At 34.8% G+C, this 14,935-nt stretch carries 13 protein-coding genes and 2 tRNA genes; 5 read left to right on the forward strand and 10 right to left on the reverse strand.

What is annotated here, in order from left to right; translation table 11 throughout:
• Positions 1 to 123: 123 nt before the first annotated feature.
• Positions 124 to 1,224 carry a pyridoxal phosphate-dependent aminotransferase gene (locus Cyrtocomes_RS02650; RefSeq protein ID WP_322497677.1) on the forward strand — a complete coding sequence of 367 codons (1,101 nt, stop codon included), beginning with the start codon at positions 124 to 126 and terminating at the stop codon, positions 1,222 to 1,224.
• 532 nt (positions 1,225 to 1,756) lie between these two features.
• Positions 1,757 to 2,680 (forward strand): TAXI family TRAP transporter solute-binding subunit, encoded by a 924-nt coding sequence (locus tag Cyrtocomes_RS02655; protein ID WP_322497665.1) that lies wholly within the window; start codon positions 1,757 to 1,759, stop codon positions 2,678 to 2,680.
• A 318-nt stretch (positions 2,681 to 2,998) separates the two neighbouring features.
• Here Cyrtocomes_RS02655 and Cyrtocomes_RS02660 read toward each other — a convergent pair.
• The 6 genes from Cyrtocomes_RS02660 to Cyrtocomes_RS02685 form a co-directional block, all read right to left on the reverse strand.
• Positions 2,999 to 3,085 (reverse strand) — tRNA-Leu (locus tag Cyrtocomes_RS02660).
• Between the two features lie 317 nt (positions 3,086 to 3,402).
• Complete coding sequence (locus tag Cyrtocomes_RS02665; protein WP_322497666.1) at positions 3,403 to 4,566, reverse strand: MFS transporter; 1,164 nt, start codon at positions 4,564 to 4,566, stop codon at positions 3,403 to 3,405.
• Positions 4,567 to 4,656: 90 nt separating this feature from the next.
• Positions 4,657 to 4,733, reverse strand: a tRNA-Ile gene (locus Cyrtocomes_RS02670).
• Positions 4,734 to 4,763: 30 nt separating this feature from the next.
• Positions 4,764 to 5,018, reverse strand: a complete 255-nt coding sequence (rpmA, locus tag Cyrtocomes_RS02675) for a 50S ribosomal protein L27 (RefSeq protein ID WP_322497667.1) — start codon at positions 5,016 to 5,018, stop codon at positions 4,764 to 4,766.
• Positions 5,019 to 5,032: 14 nt separating this feature from the next.
• A complete protein-coding gene (gene rplU, locus Cyrtocomes_RS02680) occupies positions 5,033 to 5,329 on the reverse strand; it encodes a 50S ribosomal protein L21 (protein WP_322497668.1) in 297 nt (98 codons plus the stop codon).
• Between the two features lie 135 nt (positions 5,330 to 5,464).
• A complete protein-coding gene (locus tag Cyrtocomes_RS02685; protein WP_322497669.1) occupies positions 5,465 to 6,400 on the reverse strand; it encodes a tyrosine-type recombinase/integrase in 936 nt (311 codons plus the stop codon).
• Positions 6,401 to 6,517: 117 nt separating this feature from the next.
• On the opposite strand from Cyrtocomes_RS02685, the gene leuS reads away from it, so the two are divergent.
• Both leuS and Cyrtocomes_RS02695 read left to right on the forward strand, forming a co-directional pair.
• Positions 6,518 to 9,019, forward strand: a complete 2,502-nt coding sequence (gene leuS, locus Cyrtocomes_RS02690; protein ID WP_322497670.1) for a leucine--tRNA ligase — start codon at positions 6,518 to 6,520, stop codon at positions 9,017 to 9,019.
• Positions 9,020 to 9,053: 34 nt separating this feature from the next.
• Complete coding sequence (locus tag Cyrtocomes_RS02695; RefSeq protein ID WP_322497671.1) at positions 9,054 to 9,899, forward strand: hypothetical protein; 846 nt, start codon at positions 9,054 to 9,056, stop codon at positions 9,897 to 9,899.
• 173 nt (positions 9,900 to 10,072) lie between these two features.
• Here Cyrtocomes_RS02695 and Cyrtocomes_RS02700 read toward each other — a convergent pair whose 3' ends face one another.
• From Cyrtocomes_RS02700 to mraY, 4 genes are read right to left on the reverse strand one after another with little or no spacing between them, the layout of a single operon-like run.
• Positions 10,073 to 10,771 carry an MJ0042-type zinc finger domain-containing protein gene (locus Cyrtocomes_RS02700; protein ID WP_322497672.1) on the reverse strand — a complete coding sequence of 233 codons (699 nt, stop codon included), beginning with the start codon at positions 10,769 to 10,771 and terminating at the stop codon, positions 10,073 to 10,075.
• A 47-nt stretch (positions 10,772 to 10,818) separates the two neighbouring features.
• A complete protein-coding gene (gene ruvB, locus Cyrtocomes_RS02705; RefSeq protein WP_322497673.1) occupies positions 10,819 to 11,829 on the reverse strand; it encodes a Holliday junction branch migration DNA helicase RuvB in 1,011 nt (336 codons plus the stop codon).
• A gap of 9 nt (positions 11,830 to 11,838) precedes the next feature.
• Positions 11,839 to 13,212, reverse strand: coding sequence for a UDP-N-acetylmuramoyl-L-alanine--D-glutamate ligase (gene murD / locus Cyrtocomes_RS02710; protein ID WP_322497674.1), 1,374 nt, complete (start codon positions 13,210 to 13,212; stop codon positions 11,839 to 11,841).
• Position 13,213: 1 nt separating this feature from the next.
• Entirely contained in the window at positions 13,214 to 14,194 is a 981-nt protein-coding gene (gene mraY, locus Cyrtocomes_RS02715) for a phospho-N-acetylmuramoyl-pentapeptide-transferase (RefSeq protein ID WP_322497675.1), read from the reverse strand.
• A 230-nt stretch (positions 14,195 to 14,424) separates the two neighbouring features.
• On the opposite strand from mraY, the gene Cyrtocomes_RS02720 reads away from it, so the two are divergent.
• Entirely contained in the window at positions 14,425 to 14,868 is a 444-nt protein-coding gene (locus Cyrtocomes_RS02720; protein ID WP_322497676.1) for a prepilin peptidase, read from the forward strand.
• The last annotated feature ends 67 nt before the right edge of the window (positions 14,869 to 14,935 follow it).

Genomic DNA, 14,935 nt, shown 5'->3' on the forward strand with positions numbered 1-14,935 from the left:
TTCGCTAAACTCAAAGAAAATCGACGCTTAGCATTACGATTTGAGAAATCCGATCTCTCTTTCCTTGCCTTTATAGCTTTAGCATCTATTAAATACAACCTTTGTTAACAGTGCCTAATATCTCTGAGTGCAGGTGAGCCTGATTTTGACACACCAGAACATATCAAACGGGCAGCAATACGTGCAATAAATGAAGGGAAGACAAAATATACGCCCGTTTCAGGTATTCCTGAACTAAAACAGGCTATCTGTGAGAAATTTTCTCGAGATAATCATTTGCTCTTTTCACAAGAACAAATTTTAGTAGGTTGCGGCGCTAAGCATCTAATATTTAACGCGCTTTTTGCATGTCTTAATCCAGGTGATGAAGTTATAATACCAGCTCCATACTGGGTATCTTACCCAGATATGGTAAAGCTTACTGGAGCAGAGCCAGTCATCTTTTTGTGTACACAAGAAGATGACTTCAAAATCAAACCACAAAAATTGAGAAAACTTATTACATCAAAAACAAAGTTTTTCATGCTCAATTCCCCTAGCAACCCTACAGGTATTGCTTATACAAGAGAGGAAATTAAAGAGATAGCAAGCGTGCTCTTAGAACATTCGCATGTTCTAATATTATCAGACGATATATACGAAAGTATGTGTTTTGATGGATTTGAATTTTCTACAATTGCCTCTGTGGAGCCTAAATTGGCTGATAGGGTAATAACTATAAATGGAGTTTCAAAGAGTTATTCAATGACAGGCTGGAGAATAGGATATGCAGCCGCAAATGTTGATATAATAAAGGCAATGTCTAAGGTACAATCTCAAAGCACTTCTAATCCCTGCTCTATAAGCCAAGCAGCAGCTGTTGAAGCTTTGACCGGGCCTCAGGATTTTATAAGCGAAAATAATAAACTCTTTCAAAAAAGAAGAGATTTGGTTGTGGGGATGCTTAATAATATTGATGATATAACCTGCCATAAACCTGATGGAGCATTTTACGCTTTCGCAAACTGTGAGGCTTTTTTTGGAAAAAAAAGACCAGATGGAAAGATCATTAACGGCTCTGTAGATTTTGCAGACTACCTATTAAACGAAGCATTAGTTGCGGTTGTACCTGGGGCCGCATTTGGTGCAGAGGGATTTTTTAGAGTATCATATGCATCCAGTGAAGATTTGTTGAGTAAGGCTTGCACCAGAATTGCAGAGGCCTGCTCAAAATTAAAGAACTGATAAAAAGACGATGCTTTAAATATGTTATAGTTAATTGCCGCCGTTTTTATGCCTGAATACATAGAGTTGGTCCTTGGTCACCGTCACTCGTGCTCCGTTAAAGTCTAGGGATTCACTATCAGACAAAGGTTTTGAATTCTTTAATGAAAAGTGAGAATAGATTCACAAAAGGAAAAATTAATTAATACAAGAATATACGTTTCGACTCTTGAAATTAGAAAAAATAGAAAACTTTTATTGAATTTCATTATATTTAAAACATTATCTTTGATTAGAAAAGGTATATTTTTACGCAAAGTTCGTTATAAATTTTAATCTTCTTAAAGTTAGTTGCCCTAATTATCAGTTAACTGTAATATCCACTAACTAAAACCAAGCGAAAGCTTGTTTAAATTTGGGGTTTTTTATTTTGAAAGACTTATTATAGCATTATTTTCAGTAGAATAGCTTGTCTTTTTATATATATGAATATTATTCTTTAGTCAGGGGCTATCGTGTTTTTACTAAAATGCTAAGATTTATACAAAAGATTTTGTATTATTTTTGTTTATTATTACAATATCCTATTATATGTACCCTTATCCTGAATGATACCAAAGCAACGGAGTATATAACAATAGGTACATCTGCTTCAGGAAGCGGGTATAATAATACTGGTAATAATATATGTAGAATTTTAAATCATAATAGAGATAAGCTTGATATTAGATGCAAGGTCATAGAGAGTATGGGCTCAAAAGAAAATGCTGAGCTTTTGCGGAAAGGGGAGATAGATTTCGCCATACTACAAGCAGATTGGCAAAAAAGTTCTTTCTATGGTAATTCCGATCTATATGATATAGAGAAAGATGCAAAAATTAGGTTTGTAACAGCCTTATATGATGAAGAGCTTGCTATAATAGTTAGGAGGGACAGTAAAATTAATTTATTTCAAGATCTTCAAGGGAAAATTATTAATATAGGCGAAACTGGTACAAGAGCAACGTTTCAATCTATAATTCAGTATTATGGATGGGATAAAAAAGTGTTCACTGGAATTAGGGAGCTCCATGGAGAACAACAAGTTTCTGCCTTGTGCAACGGCTCTGTTGATGCGATAGCTACAATAAGTGGTACACCAAATAAAGTTGTTGAGGATGTATCCAGAGCATGCGAAATAAAATTGATACAAGTGGATGGAAACGCAATCTCAGCACTTACTAGCAAACATAATGAGTTCAGGTCTGCAACAATACCAGGAGGTACGTATCCCGGTATACCAAATAATATAAATACAGTCTCTGTACTTGCTGTACTAAGCACATCTGAAGATGTAAGTGAGGGAACCGTATATAAAATATCTGAAATATTGAATAAAAACCTTAATATGCAGAAAAAAGGTGAATTTCAACAAAATGATGGGAAAACAGCTACACCGCATAAGGGCGCAGTGAAATTTACCCAGAACTCTAATTAATTATCAGTGTATAAAGGAATGAGCTTTATTGTGAAAAATAAAGGTATGTAGAATAACTTTGATCTTTATTAAAGAACATAAGAATTATTAAACGCAGCACTATCCTGATATTTGCTAATCTTTTCGTGATTTATCTTGTAGCAATGAACCGCAGCTTTTCACAAAACTTCAATTAATAGCTATCAATACTGAACACTGCCAAAACAACAAATTGAATAAGGTATGAGCAGTTTTAAGTAAAATATTGAACAATAAGCTCTAAATGATGGTTGTGGCGCGACCACTCATAAGAGCACGCTTGATGCATTATATAACACATGGTGCGGCCGAAAAGACTTGAACTTTCACCCCCTTTCGAGGACAACGCCCTCAACGTTGCGTGTCTACCTATTCCACCACGGCCGCAACAGAATACCTCACATTATATGAGAATAACTTCTTTTAAATTGTAAAATTAATTAAGTAAAGTCTAAATTTACTAGTTATATGGCATTACCAAAATTTTCCATCATATGCATGACTTTGAAATAATATGTGTTTTGTTATTAAACTTAGCTCTCTAATATTTACTAGAGAGTTTTGGGATTCCATTTATAACTTTCATTTAACAATGAAATGCAGTCAGTTATTTTGGCATAATAATTTTACTTAAACGATTCTATTAATTTTCCCCCAAACACCATTTTCCAAAGAAAATTATTACGTAACGACTCTTTTCACAGTCAATTCACTAATATATTTTTATCTAGCCTAATTATATATAGTGAACATAAAATACCTATAGAGATATTAATTGCTATCCATAGACCAAGGTAACGCACCGTACCATCGTGTAATGCGCCAACTACCCAAAGCCCTATAAAAGACAGTGCCAGTCTAGCCGCAGACATCAATGCAGACATCATGCCACTTTTCTCCCCACTGACTTTCATCGCATATGGAAATAAGATATTTATGGGAAATACTACAGCAACAGAACTAATAAGCTCACAGAGCGTTATTATAATTGGGCTAGAAACCCTCATAATTGAAATACATATCATTAAAATTGCATGCACTGCAAGAAACAATATTCCTATATAAAGACATTTTTTCTTGCCAAACCTCTTGATTAGACCTCCACTTAAAAAGCTTACCAATCCAAAAGCTATCGCCAGTGAAAGCGGATGATATGCAAAAGTCTGCTGTTCTAGCCCAGCATCAGATATATATAAGATTGGTATAATTCCAATGAAAACAATATATGGAACTATGAAAAATGAGATAACCATTATAAATGGTAAAGTTTTCCTAGATGTAAGCAAGAACAGATACCCCCCTAAGTTAACATTTTGCTTAGTTTGGTTTTTCGTATCTTCAATAAAAAATAAAGAGCATATAAGAGAGACTATGCATAACATTAGCAAAAATATAAAATTAGACCTCCATCCAAAATACAAAGTCAAATAGCTCCCTATAACTGGACTAAGAGATGATGTGGTCGCCATGGCACCATGCAAGTACCCCACAATAGCTGTCTGCTCATCTGTTGAGTATTTATCTGAAAGCAATACATAAGCAAGAACCGCTGGGGCCGAGCATCCAATCCCTTGAAGGAACCTACCTAACAAAAATATGGGATAATTATGAGCGATACTGCACATTACACTCCCAAGCAGGAATATAAGCAAGCCTAAGCATAAGATATGTTTTTTGCTATATTTATCAACAAGAAATCCGCAGATTATTGAGCAAATACAGTAAGATAAGAAATTTATACTAATACTAAGTTGGGTTTCGAATACGCTAAGCCCAAATTCACTTTGTAGAGCCGCAATACCAGGAGTAAAAGATTCAAGCTCTATTACAGTTAAAATAGCAAGAGTAAATACAGTAAAAATAAACATATATTACATAATCCGTCCAATATAGACAAAAGCTATACAACCGTACAAAGCAAAATTTTTTTGAAAAAACAGATACCCGAAAAAGCAAGGTGGTGGGTCTAGGAGGAGTTGAACCTCCGACCTCACGCTTATCAGGCGTGCGCTCTAACCACCTGAGCTATAGACCCGCAATCTAATTAACAAAACCAAAACTTACACTAAGAATTTAGTACATTTACAAACGTACGCCCCTTAAATCCCTTAGAAAAGCTTACAAAACCAGCACTTAAGGCAAATATTGTATGGTCACTCCCAATACCAACATTCTTACCGGGATGAAATTTTGTACCTCTCTGCCTTATTATTATCATACCAGACAACACAGATTGCCCGCCAAACCTTTTAACGCCAAGTCTCCGACCAGCCGAATCTCTAGAGTTCTTACTACTACCACCAGCTTTCTTTTGTGCCATGCTTCAACAAAAAACTAAAAAACAATCTCTTCAACACGTAAAGACATAGTATTCTGCCTATGACCACGTTTCCTTCTATAATTATTCCTTCTATTTTTTTTGAATACTATTATTTTTTCTTCTTTCGCAGTCTTAAGTAGAGCTAGTTTAACCATAGCCTTACCCATTTTTTCATCACCTAAAAATGAAAAGAGAGCATCAGAATAAATAACACCAGAATCAAAAGATCCAAGGTCAATCAGCTCGGTTCTTATAACATCACCAACCTCAACAAGATATTGCTTTCCCCCAAATTCAACAACCGCAGCCATTATTACAGAGCATAAAGATAAAAAGAATAGTTTATCTAAAGCTTAATATTCATAAAGTCAATAAGCAAAGTCATGATTACATTTGTCATCATGACAATTAGGTAATAAAGGGTATAAATGCTATATCCGCATTATTCATTTTTTTTGTGTTTTTGGGTGATATAGATAGTAGTTACTTGCTATAGTACCTATATCAACTTTAGTATATTTCTGTGTGGTTGATAAATTTTTATGGCCCAACATCTCCTGGATCAACTTTATTTGGCCACTTTGATTTAAAAGGTGAGTTGCAAAACTATGTCTAAATGCATGCGGTGACATGTACTCAGGTAGCCCTATTGCATACTTCAGCTTTCTTAAGTTGCTTCTGAATACGTTAGGATTTAATTTTTTTCCATTATTGCCCTTAAATATAGGGCCTACTAATGTAGTATATGGACAAGATTGAATATATGTAAACACAGCATCTTGCACTATGTCTAGGAGCGGTACTAAACGCTCATTACCACCCTTACCCTTTATTAAGATCTGCCTGTCATCAGTTAATATATCTTTTTGCTCAATAGTAAGCGCCTCACTGATCCTAAGCCCACATCCATAAAGTAAAAAAAGTATTGCCTTATCCCTAAGGCCAACCCATTCTCGTTTAGAAAATGATGGTATTTTCGCAATAGCTTCAAATACAGATTCTAGAGGTAATGATTTTGGTAAATTTTTTTCCTTATTTCTTATCTTGATTACAAACACATTAGCATTATCTATTCCATTATGTACTTTTATATAGCCAAAGAAGCTTCTCACAGATGCAATAGCTCTAGCGCTAGAAGATGCCTTTTTATTTTCGTTTCTTCTATATGCAAGCCAAGATCTCATATCTTGTATAGTAATTTCGCTTAAGATATCCAGATTCACCTCTTCCTGATATGCCTCCGAGATAAATAATAAGAAATAAACTACATCTGTAAAATATGCGCTCATGGTATTTTCCGAGTATTTTTTATTATTTTTTAGATAATTTATCCACTCTCCCAGACAACCCTCTAGCTTATGATTCAATCTTATGTCTTTCATTCATTACCTAAAGTTGCAAGCCCATTATACCATTTAACATAAAGAAGTACTTTGACCTAGAAAAAGCTTTTTGCTATCATCACGCACTTCATTACTGTATAGTAAACCTGAGGATAAATGAAAAATAAGTATAATCATACGATTATTGAAAAAAGATGGCAAACGCATTGGGAATCGGCTGCCTCCTTCACTGTACCACATGCAGGGAGATTATTAAAATATTACGTTCTTGAAATGTTTCCGTACCCATCTGGGAAAATTCATATAGGGCATGTTAGAAATTATGCAATGGGCGATGTTGTAGCTAGATTTAAAAGGATGCAGGGTTTTGATGTCCTCCACCCAATGGGCTGGGATTCATTTGGGTTGCCAGCAGAAAAAGCCGCCTCTTTAAATAATGTTCATCCAAAAAAATGGACTGAATCGAACATAGAAGAAATGAAGCAGCAACTAAAATTACTTGGGTTATCGTATGACTGGAGCAGAGAGCTTTCAACATGCTCCAGCGAATATTATAAGCATGAGCAAAAAATTTTCTTAGATTTTTTAAAACATGGGATTGCTTATAGAAAAGAATCATTTGTTAATTGGGACCCTGTAGATTGTACAGTGCTTGCAAATGAGCAGGTAAAAGATGGTAAGGGTTGGAGATCAGGAGCTAAGGTCGAAAAGAAAAAATTAAGTCAATGGTTTTTAAAAATCACTGATTTTGCCCAAGATCTTCTTGGGTCATTAGAAGGTCTTGATGGATGGCCTAAAAATGTGAAATTTATGCAAGAGAAGTGGATTGGCAAATCGGATGGTGCACTGATAAAGTTTAAAATAGATTCTACTGATAAAGAGATTGAAGTTTACTCAACTCGTCCAGATACCATATTCGGCGCCAGTTTTATCGCCGTTTCATTTACCCACCCAATTCTAGAGCTTTGCGCTAATGATACAAAAATTCAACATGCTATAAAAAACTTTAGTTCACAAAATTTAAATGAGGAAACTGCGCAAACCGCAGAGAAAGAGGGGATTTTTCTTGGAATATATGCAATTCACCCTCTAGATAGCAAAAAGAAGATACCAGTGTATTTGGCTAATTTTGTACTTCCCGAATATGGAAGTGGTTCTATTTTTGGCTGCCCTGCACATGATGAGAGGGATTATGAATTTGCGATAAAATATAAGCTTGATATTATACAGGTCATAAATCATGAAGCGCACAATAAGTTACCATTCTCAGATGACGGAGTTTTGATAAACTCTGGTAATTTTAATGGTATACATAACTCAGTGGCAAGGGACCAAATAATTCTTGCCCTTCAAGAAAAGGGGGCTGGAAGGACAAAAACAAATTATAGACTACGCGATTGGGGGGTATCTAGGCAGAGATATTGGGGTTGCCCAATACCAGTTATACACTGCAAGAAATGCGGAGTCGTTCCAGTTGCAGAATCTGAGCTGCCAGTTAGATTACCAGAAGATGTAGAGATAAATTTTTTAGGTAGCCCATTGGATAATCATCCAACCTGGAAACATGTAAAATGCCCAAAATGTAATTTAGATGCAACAAGAGAGACCGATACATTAGATACATTTTTCGAATCCTCATGGTATTTTTTTAGATTTTGCTCACCAAAAAGTGAAGAGCTATTTGACATCAATGAGGTAAATTACTGGTGCCCCGTAGATCAATATATAGGTGGTGTAGAGCATGCAGTATTACATCTTTTATATTCTAGATTTTTTGCAAGGGCACTTATACAATGCGGATATAATGTTCCAAAAGAGCCGTTTCTAAACTTATTTACACAAGGCATGGTAATACATGAGACTTATAATGATAAACATGGAAATTGGCTATACCCAGATGAGGTAAGAAAAGATGGTGCTAAGTACTTTAATATCAAAACTGGTGAAGAGGTAGAGGTTGGAAGAACAGAAAAGATGAGTAAATCTAAGAAAAATCTAATTTCTGTCTCTGATGTTTTAGAAAAATATGGCGCCGATACAACTAGAATGTTTTTACTTTCCGACTCTCCGCCAGAGAAAGATTTTGAATGGTCTGCTGCTGCAATAGATGGCGTATATAGGTATATATCAAGGCTTATAAAATTTGCCGATCTTGTTCGCCAACTCTCCGATAAACCATCTGGTAATGATGATTATGGAATAATCAAAGAAACCCATAAATTTGCGTATAAATTCAAAAATGATATAGAATCCTTTGCCTTCAATAAGGCGATAGCAAGGGCAAGAGAATTTTTTAATTTTATAGAAGATAAAGATAATCAGTATATTAAGGTAGCATTTCTGTGCTTATTACAGATGTTGAACCCTATAATACCACATATTACTGAGGAGCTCTGGAGTCATATTGGGATGTCTAATCCAATACTGGAATCACAGCTTTTTGAGATAGATAACAATATGTTAAGCGATGATAGTATTGCAATACCTGTGCAGATGAATGGAAAGCTTAGGGGGGTTATTAATGCTACGCTTGAAGAGGGGGAACAAGATATAAAACAAAAAGGAATCGATCTTCTTATTAATTTAAATTTCTTGGATGGTAAAGTAATAAAAAAAATCATATATGTTAAAGGAAGGGTATTAAATATAGTTATATAAAGTGAAGATAGGGTCTTTGATGTGCGCAGCTTTTTTGTATATATTACCTGCCTCTGCTATCTCTTTGGATGATAAACCCATCAATATACAGAGTAGTAGCGTGTCAGAAAAAAGGCTTGATGCTATTGAAAATAGTATGAACTCTATGCAAAAATATCTATACAATTTAGGTGTGGCAGAGGGCATAAATAATAAGAGTAACGAGGCTAATAAAAACGTAACAGATTCCTTAAACTTAGGTGAAATACATCAGCATTTTAAAAATCTGAGGTCTGAGATAGAAAGGATTCAGTATGATATCGGCCTTCTGAGTGATAAAATACTCAACTTGTCATTAGATCTTGAGCATAAATTTAGCACATCTGCGAATGTGAGTAATGTTGGATCTGAAAAAGATGCATTAAACAATATAGAGGCGGAAATAGAAAAAGGTTCGCTAGAAGAAGATCACTCCATAAATACGGTACAATTGCCTTTTGATAAAGATGCTGAAGCCCTATTTAAAAGAGCGTATGACAAGATGGAATCTGGGGATTTGAAAGTTGCACTTTTTTCATTCGAAAATTTCACAAAAACTTATACTAAAAACTCTTTAACAAGTTCTGCATATTTCTGGATTGGTGAGATTTATGCCAAAAGCTCCGCATATGAAAGAGCAGCACTGAGCTACCTCAAAAGCTATAAAAGTGGGTTGGATGATGGTAGCGGCAGACTGGCAGATAGTTTATACGGACTCTCAAATTCGCTACTTAGGCTTGGTAAAAGAAAAGAATCTTGCATAGTTATGCTTCGACTAAAACATCAGTATTATGATAAACAGGAAACGGGAATATCAATGAAACGCAGGATAGATTCTTTACTTAGTGAGGCAGGGTGTTAATTAGCTGAAAATATTTTTCTGATTATCAAAAGAGAGTTTTTCAAAGCTTATTGGATTTGGAAAGCTTTCCTGATCTAGACAAAGCACATTATATTTGAAAAAAAATGGTATAGCATAATATAATAAGGCAGTTCAAAAAAGGCATAATATTTGATAGTTTTTAGGCTCATAACTTAACTAGTTGGGCATCTTAGATGTTTATTATCAAATGAGATAGCGGTAATATGCCCCTCCTCTATATTTGTATGCCTAGCGGTATTATGCTTAATTTTTATATACGAAGGAACTGTTTCGCTATTAACAGATACTCTTAATGTAAGTTTCAACCTACCTTTTGGTACAATACTTTCACCCGGACTAAAGATACTGGATAGTATTTCCCTCTTCCCTACACTCAGCCCTTTTATTTCTACATTATCTAATATTTTCACAGAACTAGAATTGTTATGAAAATTAAGAGTTATAGAAAGCCACCTCGCCCTAGAATCCCCACTCACATCACCAATTTCCTCTATGTGATAATGCATATCTTCAAGCGCAATACCACTATAAACTGGATCTGTTCTCAAAAAGCCAGAATCAACCCATAGCCTAAAATCTAAGTTAGAGGCATAATATAAGCCAACGGCACATAACATAATACCAAGTACCAGAAAGATTTTATAAATGAATCGCTTGCTAGTATCAGGTCTCTGCAATCTATCATCTTCATATCGTGTGGAACGATCATCTACAAACCGCAAATCCATGGATGAGGCGAGCCATTCATACTCACAAACAGAGCACCTGACAAATCTGCCAGCCTCTGTTATATCAAACTCATCTACATAAAATTCTGAACCACAACTTTTGCAAACTATAGATGTCGTCATTTTTTAGCATTAACGCAAAAAATAAAAATTACTAATAAGTTATTAGGTTATAATAACCCAATATTTTCAATGTAGCCTAAACATTTATTTGTAACAATCCTTCCTCTTGGAGTTCTAGAAATAAAACCTATTTGCATTAAATATGGCTCTATGAAATCCTCTATAGCGTCCCTATCCTCAGAAAGCGCAGCAGATATTGTTTCTATTCCAACTGGCCCACCGTTATGAGATTTCATTATATATTTAAGATAAAGATAATCAGATATATCTAGACCCATATCATCTATTTCTAACGCGTCTAGCGAACTTTTCACAATAGCTAAATCGATTTTTCCATTAAGTCCATTATAATGCTCACTAAAATCTCTAATTCTTTTAAAGAGTCTAATAGCTATCCTAGGAGTACCTCTTGCACACATCGCTATCTTATATGATGCATCAAAATCTATCTCTTTACCTGTAATATTTGCCATCCTCTCTACAATTAGCTTTAATTCTTCTTGTGTATAAAATGATAACTTAACCGGTATGCCAAATCTATCCCGTAGAGGGCTACTTAATAGACCAAGCCTTGTTGTGGCTCCAACTAGAGTAAATGGATTTAAAGTAATTTTAACAGTTCTTGCCGCCTGACCCTCTCCTATTATTATATCTATATTCCTATCCTCCATTGCGGAATATAGAGTTTCCTCTACTGAGGAATTAAGTCTATGTATTTCATCTATAAAAAGTATATCGTTATTACAAAGATTGGTAAGAATCGCGGCAAGATCCCCAACCTTCGACAGCATCGGCGCAGAAGTAACCTTAATCTCGCTACACATCTCATGAGCAATAATTTGCGCAAGCGTTGTTTTTCCTAAACCAGGCGGCCCATAAAATAAAATATGATCTAATGTTTCGTTTCTAGCTTTTGCAGCCTCTATAAACACTTTTAAATTTTGTTTCATAGATACCTGGCCTATAAATGAATCTAGGCTCCTAGGTCTAAAATCACGAGCAACTATTTTATCTACTTCCTTAAGCTCGGTTGATATTTCAGAATTTAATCTTTGCATAGATGCACTTTAATTTGACCATCTTTCTAACACCAATCTCTTAAATGCACTCCCTCTTTCTTCAAAATTCTTCCACTGATCAAAAGAGGCGCAGCTAGGAGAAAGTAGAACGACTCCGCTTTGCGGATTTAATTCTTTAATAAGAACTACTGCCTTTTCTAAGGTTTGTGTTAACGTAAATGGGACTTCATTTTTTTCTAAAATTAAAGCAAACTCTTGTGCTGATTCGCCTATTAAGAATGCATGGTTGATCTTTTGAAAGAGAGGTATAAGAACCTTAATACCAGCATCCTTTGATCTTCCACCAGCTATCCAATAGATATCATCATAGCTTTCAAGCGCATAATAAGTGGAAACTGCATTCGTAGCCTTACTATCGTCTACGAATTCAAGCCCGCTATCCAATTTTAGGAAACGCTCCATTCTATGTGGAAGACTTTTAAATGTTTGAAAAGATCTAAACACATCTTCCGGCTTAACACCTGCCGCTGTACAAGCAGAGAAGACAGAAGCCATGTTCTGAGCATTATGATCACCTTTAAGTGAGGGGGGGCTTATGAATTCATACATATCTGAATCACTTCCTACAGATCTATATAATTTACTATCTATAATACTAACACCCTCATTTAACCTGTATTCTGTGGAAATTTGTACTTTTAGTACATCATTCTCTTTTCTATCTAAAAGACTATATAATTTCAAATTTGTGTTATTATCCACAGAAATTATTGCCACATCTCCATTTGATTGGTTATCGAATATCTTAGCTTTTGCATTAACATAATCAGAAAAAGTTCCATGAAAATCAATATGATCAGGGGTTATTAATAAACAGATAGCTATGTTAAAATGCATTTTATGAAACCATTCAAGCTGGAATGAAGATACCTCTATTACATAAAATTCATTTTTATCAGCTGTGTTCTCTAATGAAAGTGCAGGCACTCCTATATTACCGCCCATTTGCGATTTAATACCATTTTCAGATAATACGTGATGAATCAACGCCGTAGTGGTTGATTTGCCGTTTGTACCAGTTACACCTATGTATTTTGCATCAGGATTAGCAATTTGTAACAGTTCTATATCAGACATAGGGACGACCTTATATAGACTACACATAGAAAACACTCTATGGTTTTTTGGAAGCCCAGGACTAAGAACCATAATAGATATAGATCCCCACTCCTCCTCGGATGGAAATTGAAACGATACACACTCTAAAAAAGAACGTGAAATATTTTCCATTTCATCATGATTATCCGAATATGCTATAACTCTAGCTCCGGATATTAAAAGTGATTTAATAGCAGAAATACCAGTTCTACCAAGACCCATCACAAACACTAATTCATTTTTTAAAAACTCTAACCTTATCATATCAATATCCTATCCTCAGTACCATTATAGCTACAGCGCAAGAGATAAACGATAAAATCCAAAATCTTACAACAATTAGATTTTCAGAATATCCCATCTGCTCAAAATGATGATGTATGGGGGCCATTTTGAAAAATCTTTTTTTAGTCCTTTTATAATATACTACTTGAATTATTACAGAAACAGCCTCAAGTACAAATACAGCACCAGCTATACCGAATATAAACTCCTGCCTCATTATCAAGGCCATCACTCCTAACGCACCACCCAAGGCAAGACTCCCAACATCACCCATAAACACCTTAGCAGGATTAGCATTATACCATAAAAATGCAATACTTGCACCTATTATACTACCACAATAAATAAAAAGCTCCTCTGTCCCCGGTATATACTGAATCTTTAAATAATCTGAAAAAAGAACATTACTTGTTATATATGAAATCACAGCAAGACAGGCAGTTGTACTAATTATAGGAACTGTTACAAGCCCATCTAACCCATCTGTCAAATTAACAGCATTGCATGATCCGGTTATAACAAAGAATGCAAAGATTAAATATAAAAAGATTCCAATATCTATCCCATTCGGACATATAAAAGGTATAAAAATCATCGCCCCCTCTAAAGAGTCCTGGGTCAGTAGAATAATAGCTATTGCTGCGCAAATAGTGGTACTAACTTGCCAAACAAGCTTCCATTTTGCCGAAACTCCTTTGCTATTTTTATATTTTATCTTTTTATAATCATCTATAAAACCAAGAACCCCCATACTTAGTGTTACAAAAATAGCCACTAATATATACATATTAGCCAAATCTACCCAAATTAAGGATGAAAGCATTATAGATGCAATTATCAGCAAACCTCCCATGGTTGGGGTACCAGACTTTTTTATATGTGATTTAGGACCATCTTCTCTTATTGGCTGCCCACCCAACTGAATCTTTGCAAGATACCTAATAGTTTTTGGGAAAAGCAATATGCAAAATACAAATGAAGTGACAAGAGCTAGCCCAGATCTCAATATTAGGCTATCCAAGAATATATTAACTGTCTCGTATAAAAGTGTGTATATAAGACTTAAACCTCAATTAACAAACTAAACAATATTTTATTTGATATAGCATAGTGTATGTCAATATACTATAAATAGTGCGTTTATATACTAAGACATTGCTTATTTATGTATTTATTGCCGTCTTGGGCATAATGGCCGGTAATATTGGTACGACAATTCTATATAGAATACCAAGAAAAATAAGCATTTTTGCTTTTCGCAACGATGAGAATAAGCCGTTTTGTAGTAAATGTCATCATCCATTAAAACCTTTTGAAATCCTGCCTATAATCGGGATGTTGCTCAATCAGGGTGTATGTAGATACTGTGGACACAAAATACCTATAGCATATTTTATGCTAGAAATACTTACTGGTGTTTCTAGCATGATACTTTATGCTTTTTTTGATTTAACAGAACCATTTTTTATATTATTGCTATTTTCATGCGCGCTCATATTACACGCATTTACTTTAGAATTTTATGATCAGGTCTATATTGAAATAACAATATTTATACTGGTTTTAGGCTTGGTAATGTTTACACTTTTGCAAGGTAGTATACTAGGCACTGTTAACAAAGGTTTTGCCAAATAATGGAAAAGATGCAATATTATATTGGAGGCGATAAATATGGTATTTAGATGGATAAAAGGTTGTTTCC

The organism is Candidatus Cyrtobacter comes, assembly GCF_034470605.1.
Classification (GTDB): Bacteria; Pseudomonadota; Alphaproteobacteria; order Rickettsiales; family Midichloriaceae; genus Cyrtobacter; species Cyrtobacter comes.

Bases quoted from the DNA above. Each gene is read 5' to 3' on its own strand.
- rplU (WP_322497668.1), bottom strand. From the start codon at position 5,329: ATGGCTGCGGTTGTTGAATTTGGGGGAAAGCAATATCTTGTTGAGGTT.
- leuS (WP_322497670.1), top strand. From the start codon at position 6,518: ATGAAAAATAAGTATAATCATACGATTATTGAAAAAAGATGGCAAACG.
- Cyrtocomes_RS02720 (WP_322497676.1), top strand. From the start codon at position 14,425: ATGGCCGGTAATATTGGTACGACAATTCTATATAGAATACCAAGAAAA.
- Cyrtocomes_RS02685 (WP_322497669.1), bottom strand. From the start codon at position 6,400: ATGAAAGACATAAGATTGAATCATAAGCTAGAGGGTTGTCTGGGAGAG.
- ruvB (WP_322497673.1), bottom strand. From the start codon at position 11,829: ATGCAAAGATTAAATTCTGAAATATCAACCGAGCTTAAGGAAGTAGAT.
- Cyrtocomes_RS02700 (WP_322497672.1), bottom strand. From the start codon at position 10,771: ATGACGACATCTATAGTTTGCAAAAGTTGTGGTTCAGAATTTTATGTA.
- Cyrtocomes_RS02665 (WP_322497666.1), bottom strand. From the start codon at position 4,566: ATGTTTATTTTTACTGTATTTACTCTTGCTATTTTAACTGTAATAGAG.
- murD (WP_322497674.1), bottom strand. From the start codon at position 13,212: ATGATAAGGTTAGAGTTTTTAAAAAATGAATTAGTGTTTGTGATGGGT.
- rpmA (WP_322497667.1), bottom strand. From the start codon at position 5,018: ATGGCACAAAAGAAAGCTGGTGGTAGTAGTAAGAACTCTAGAGATTCG.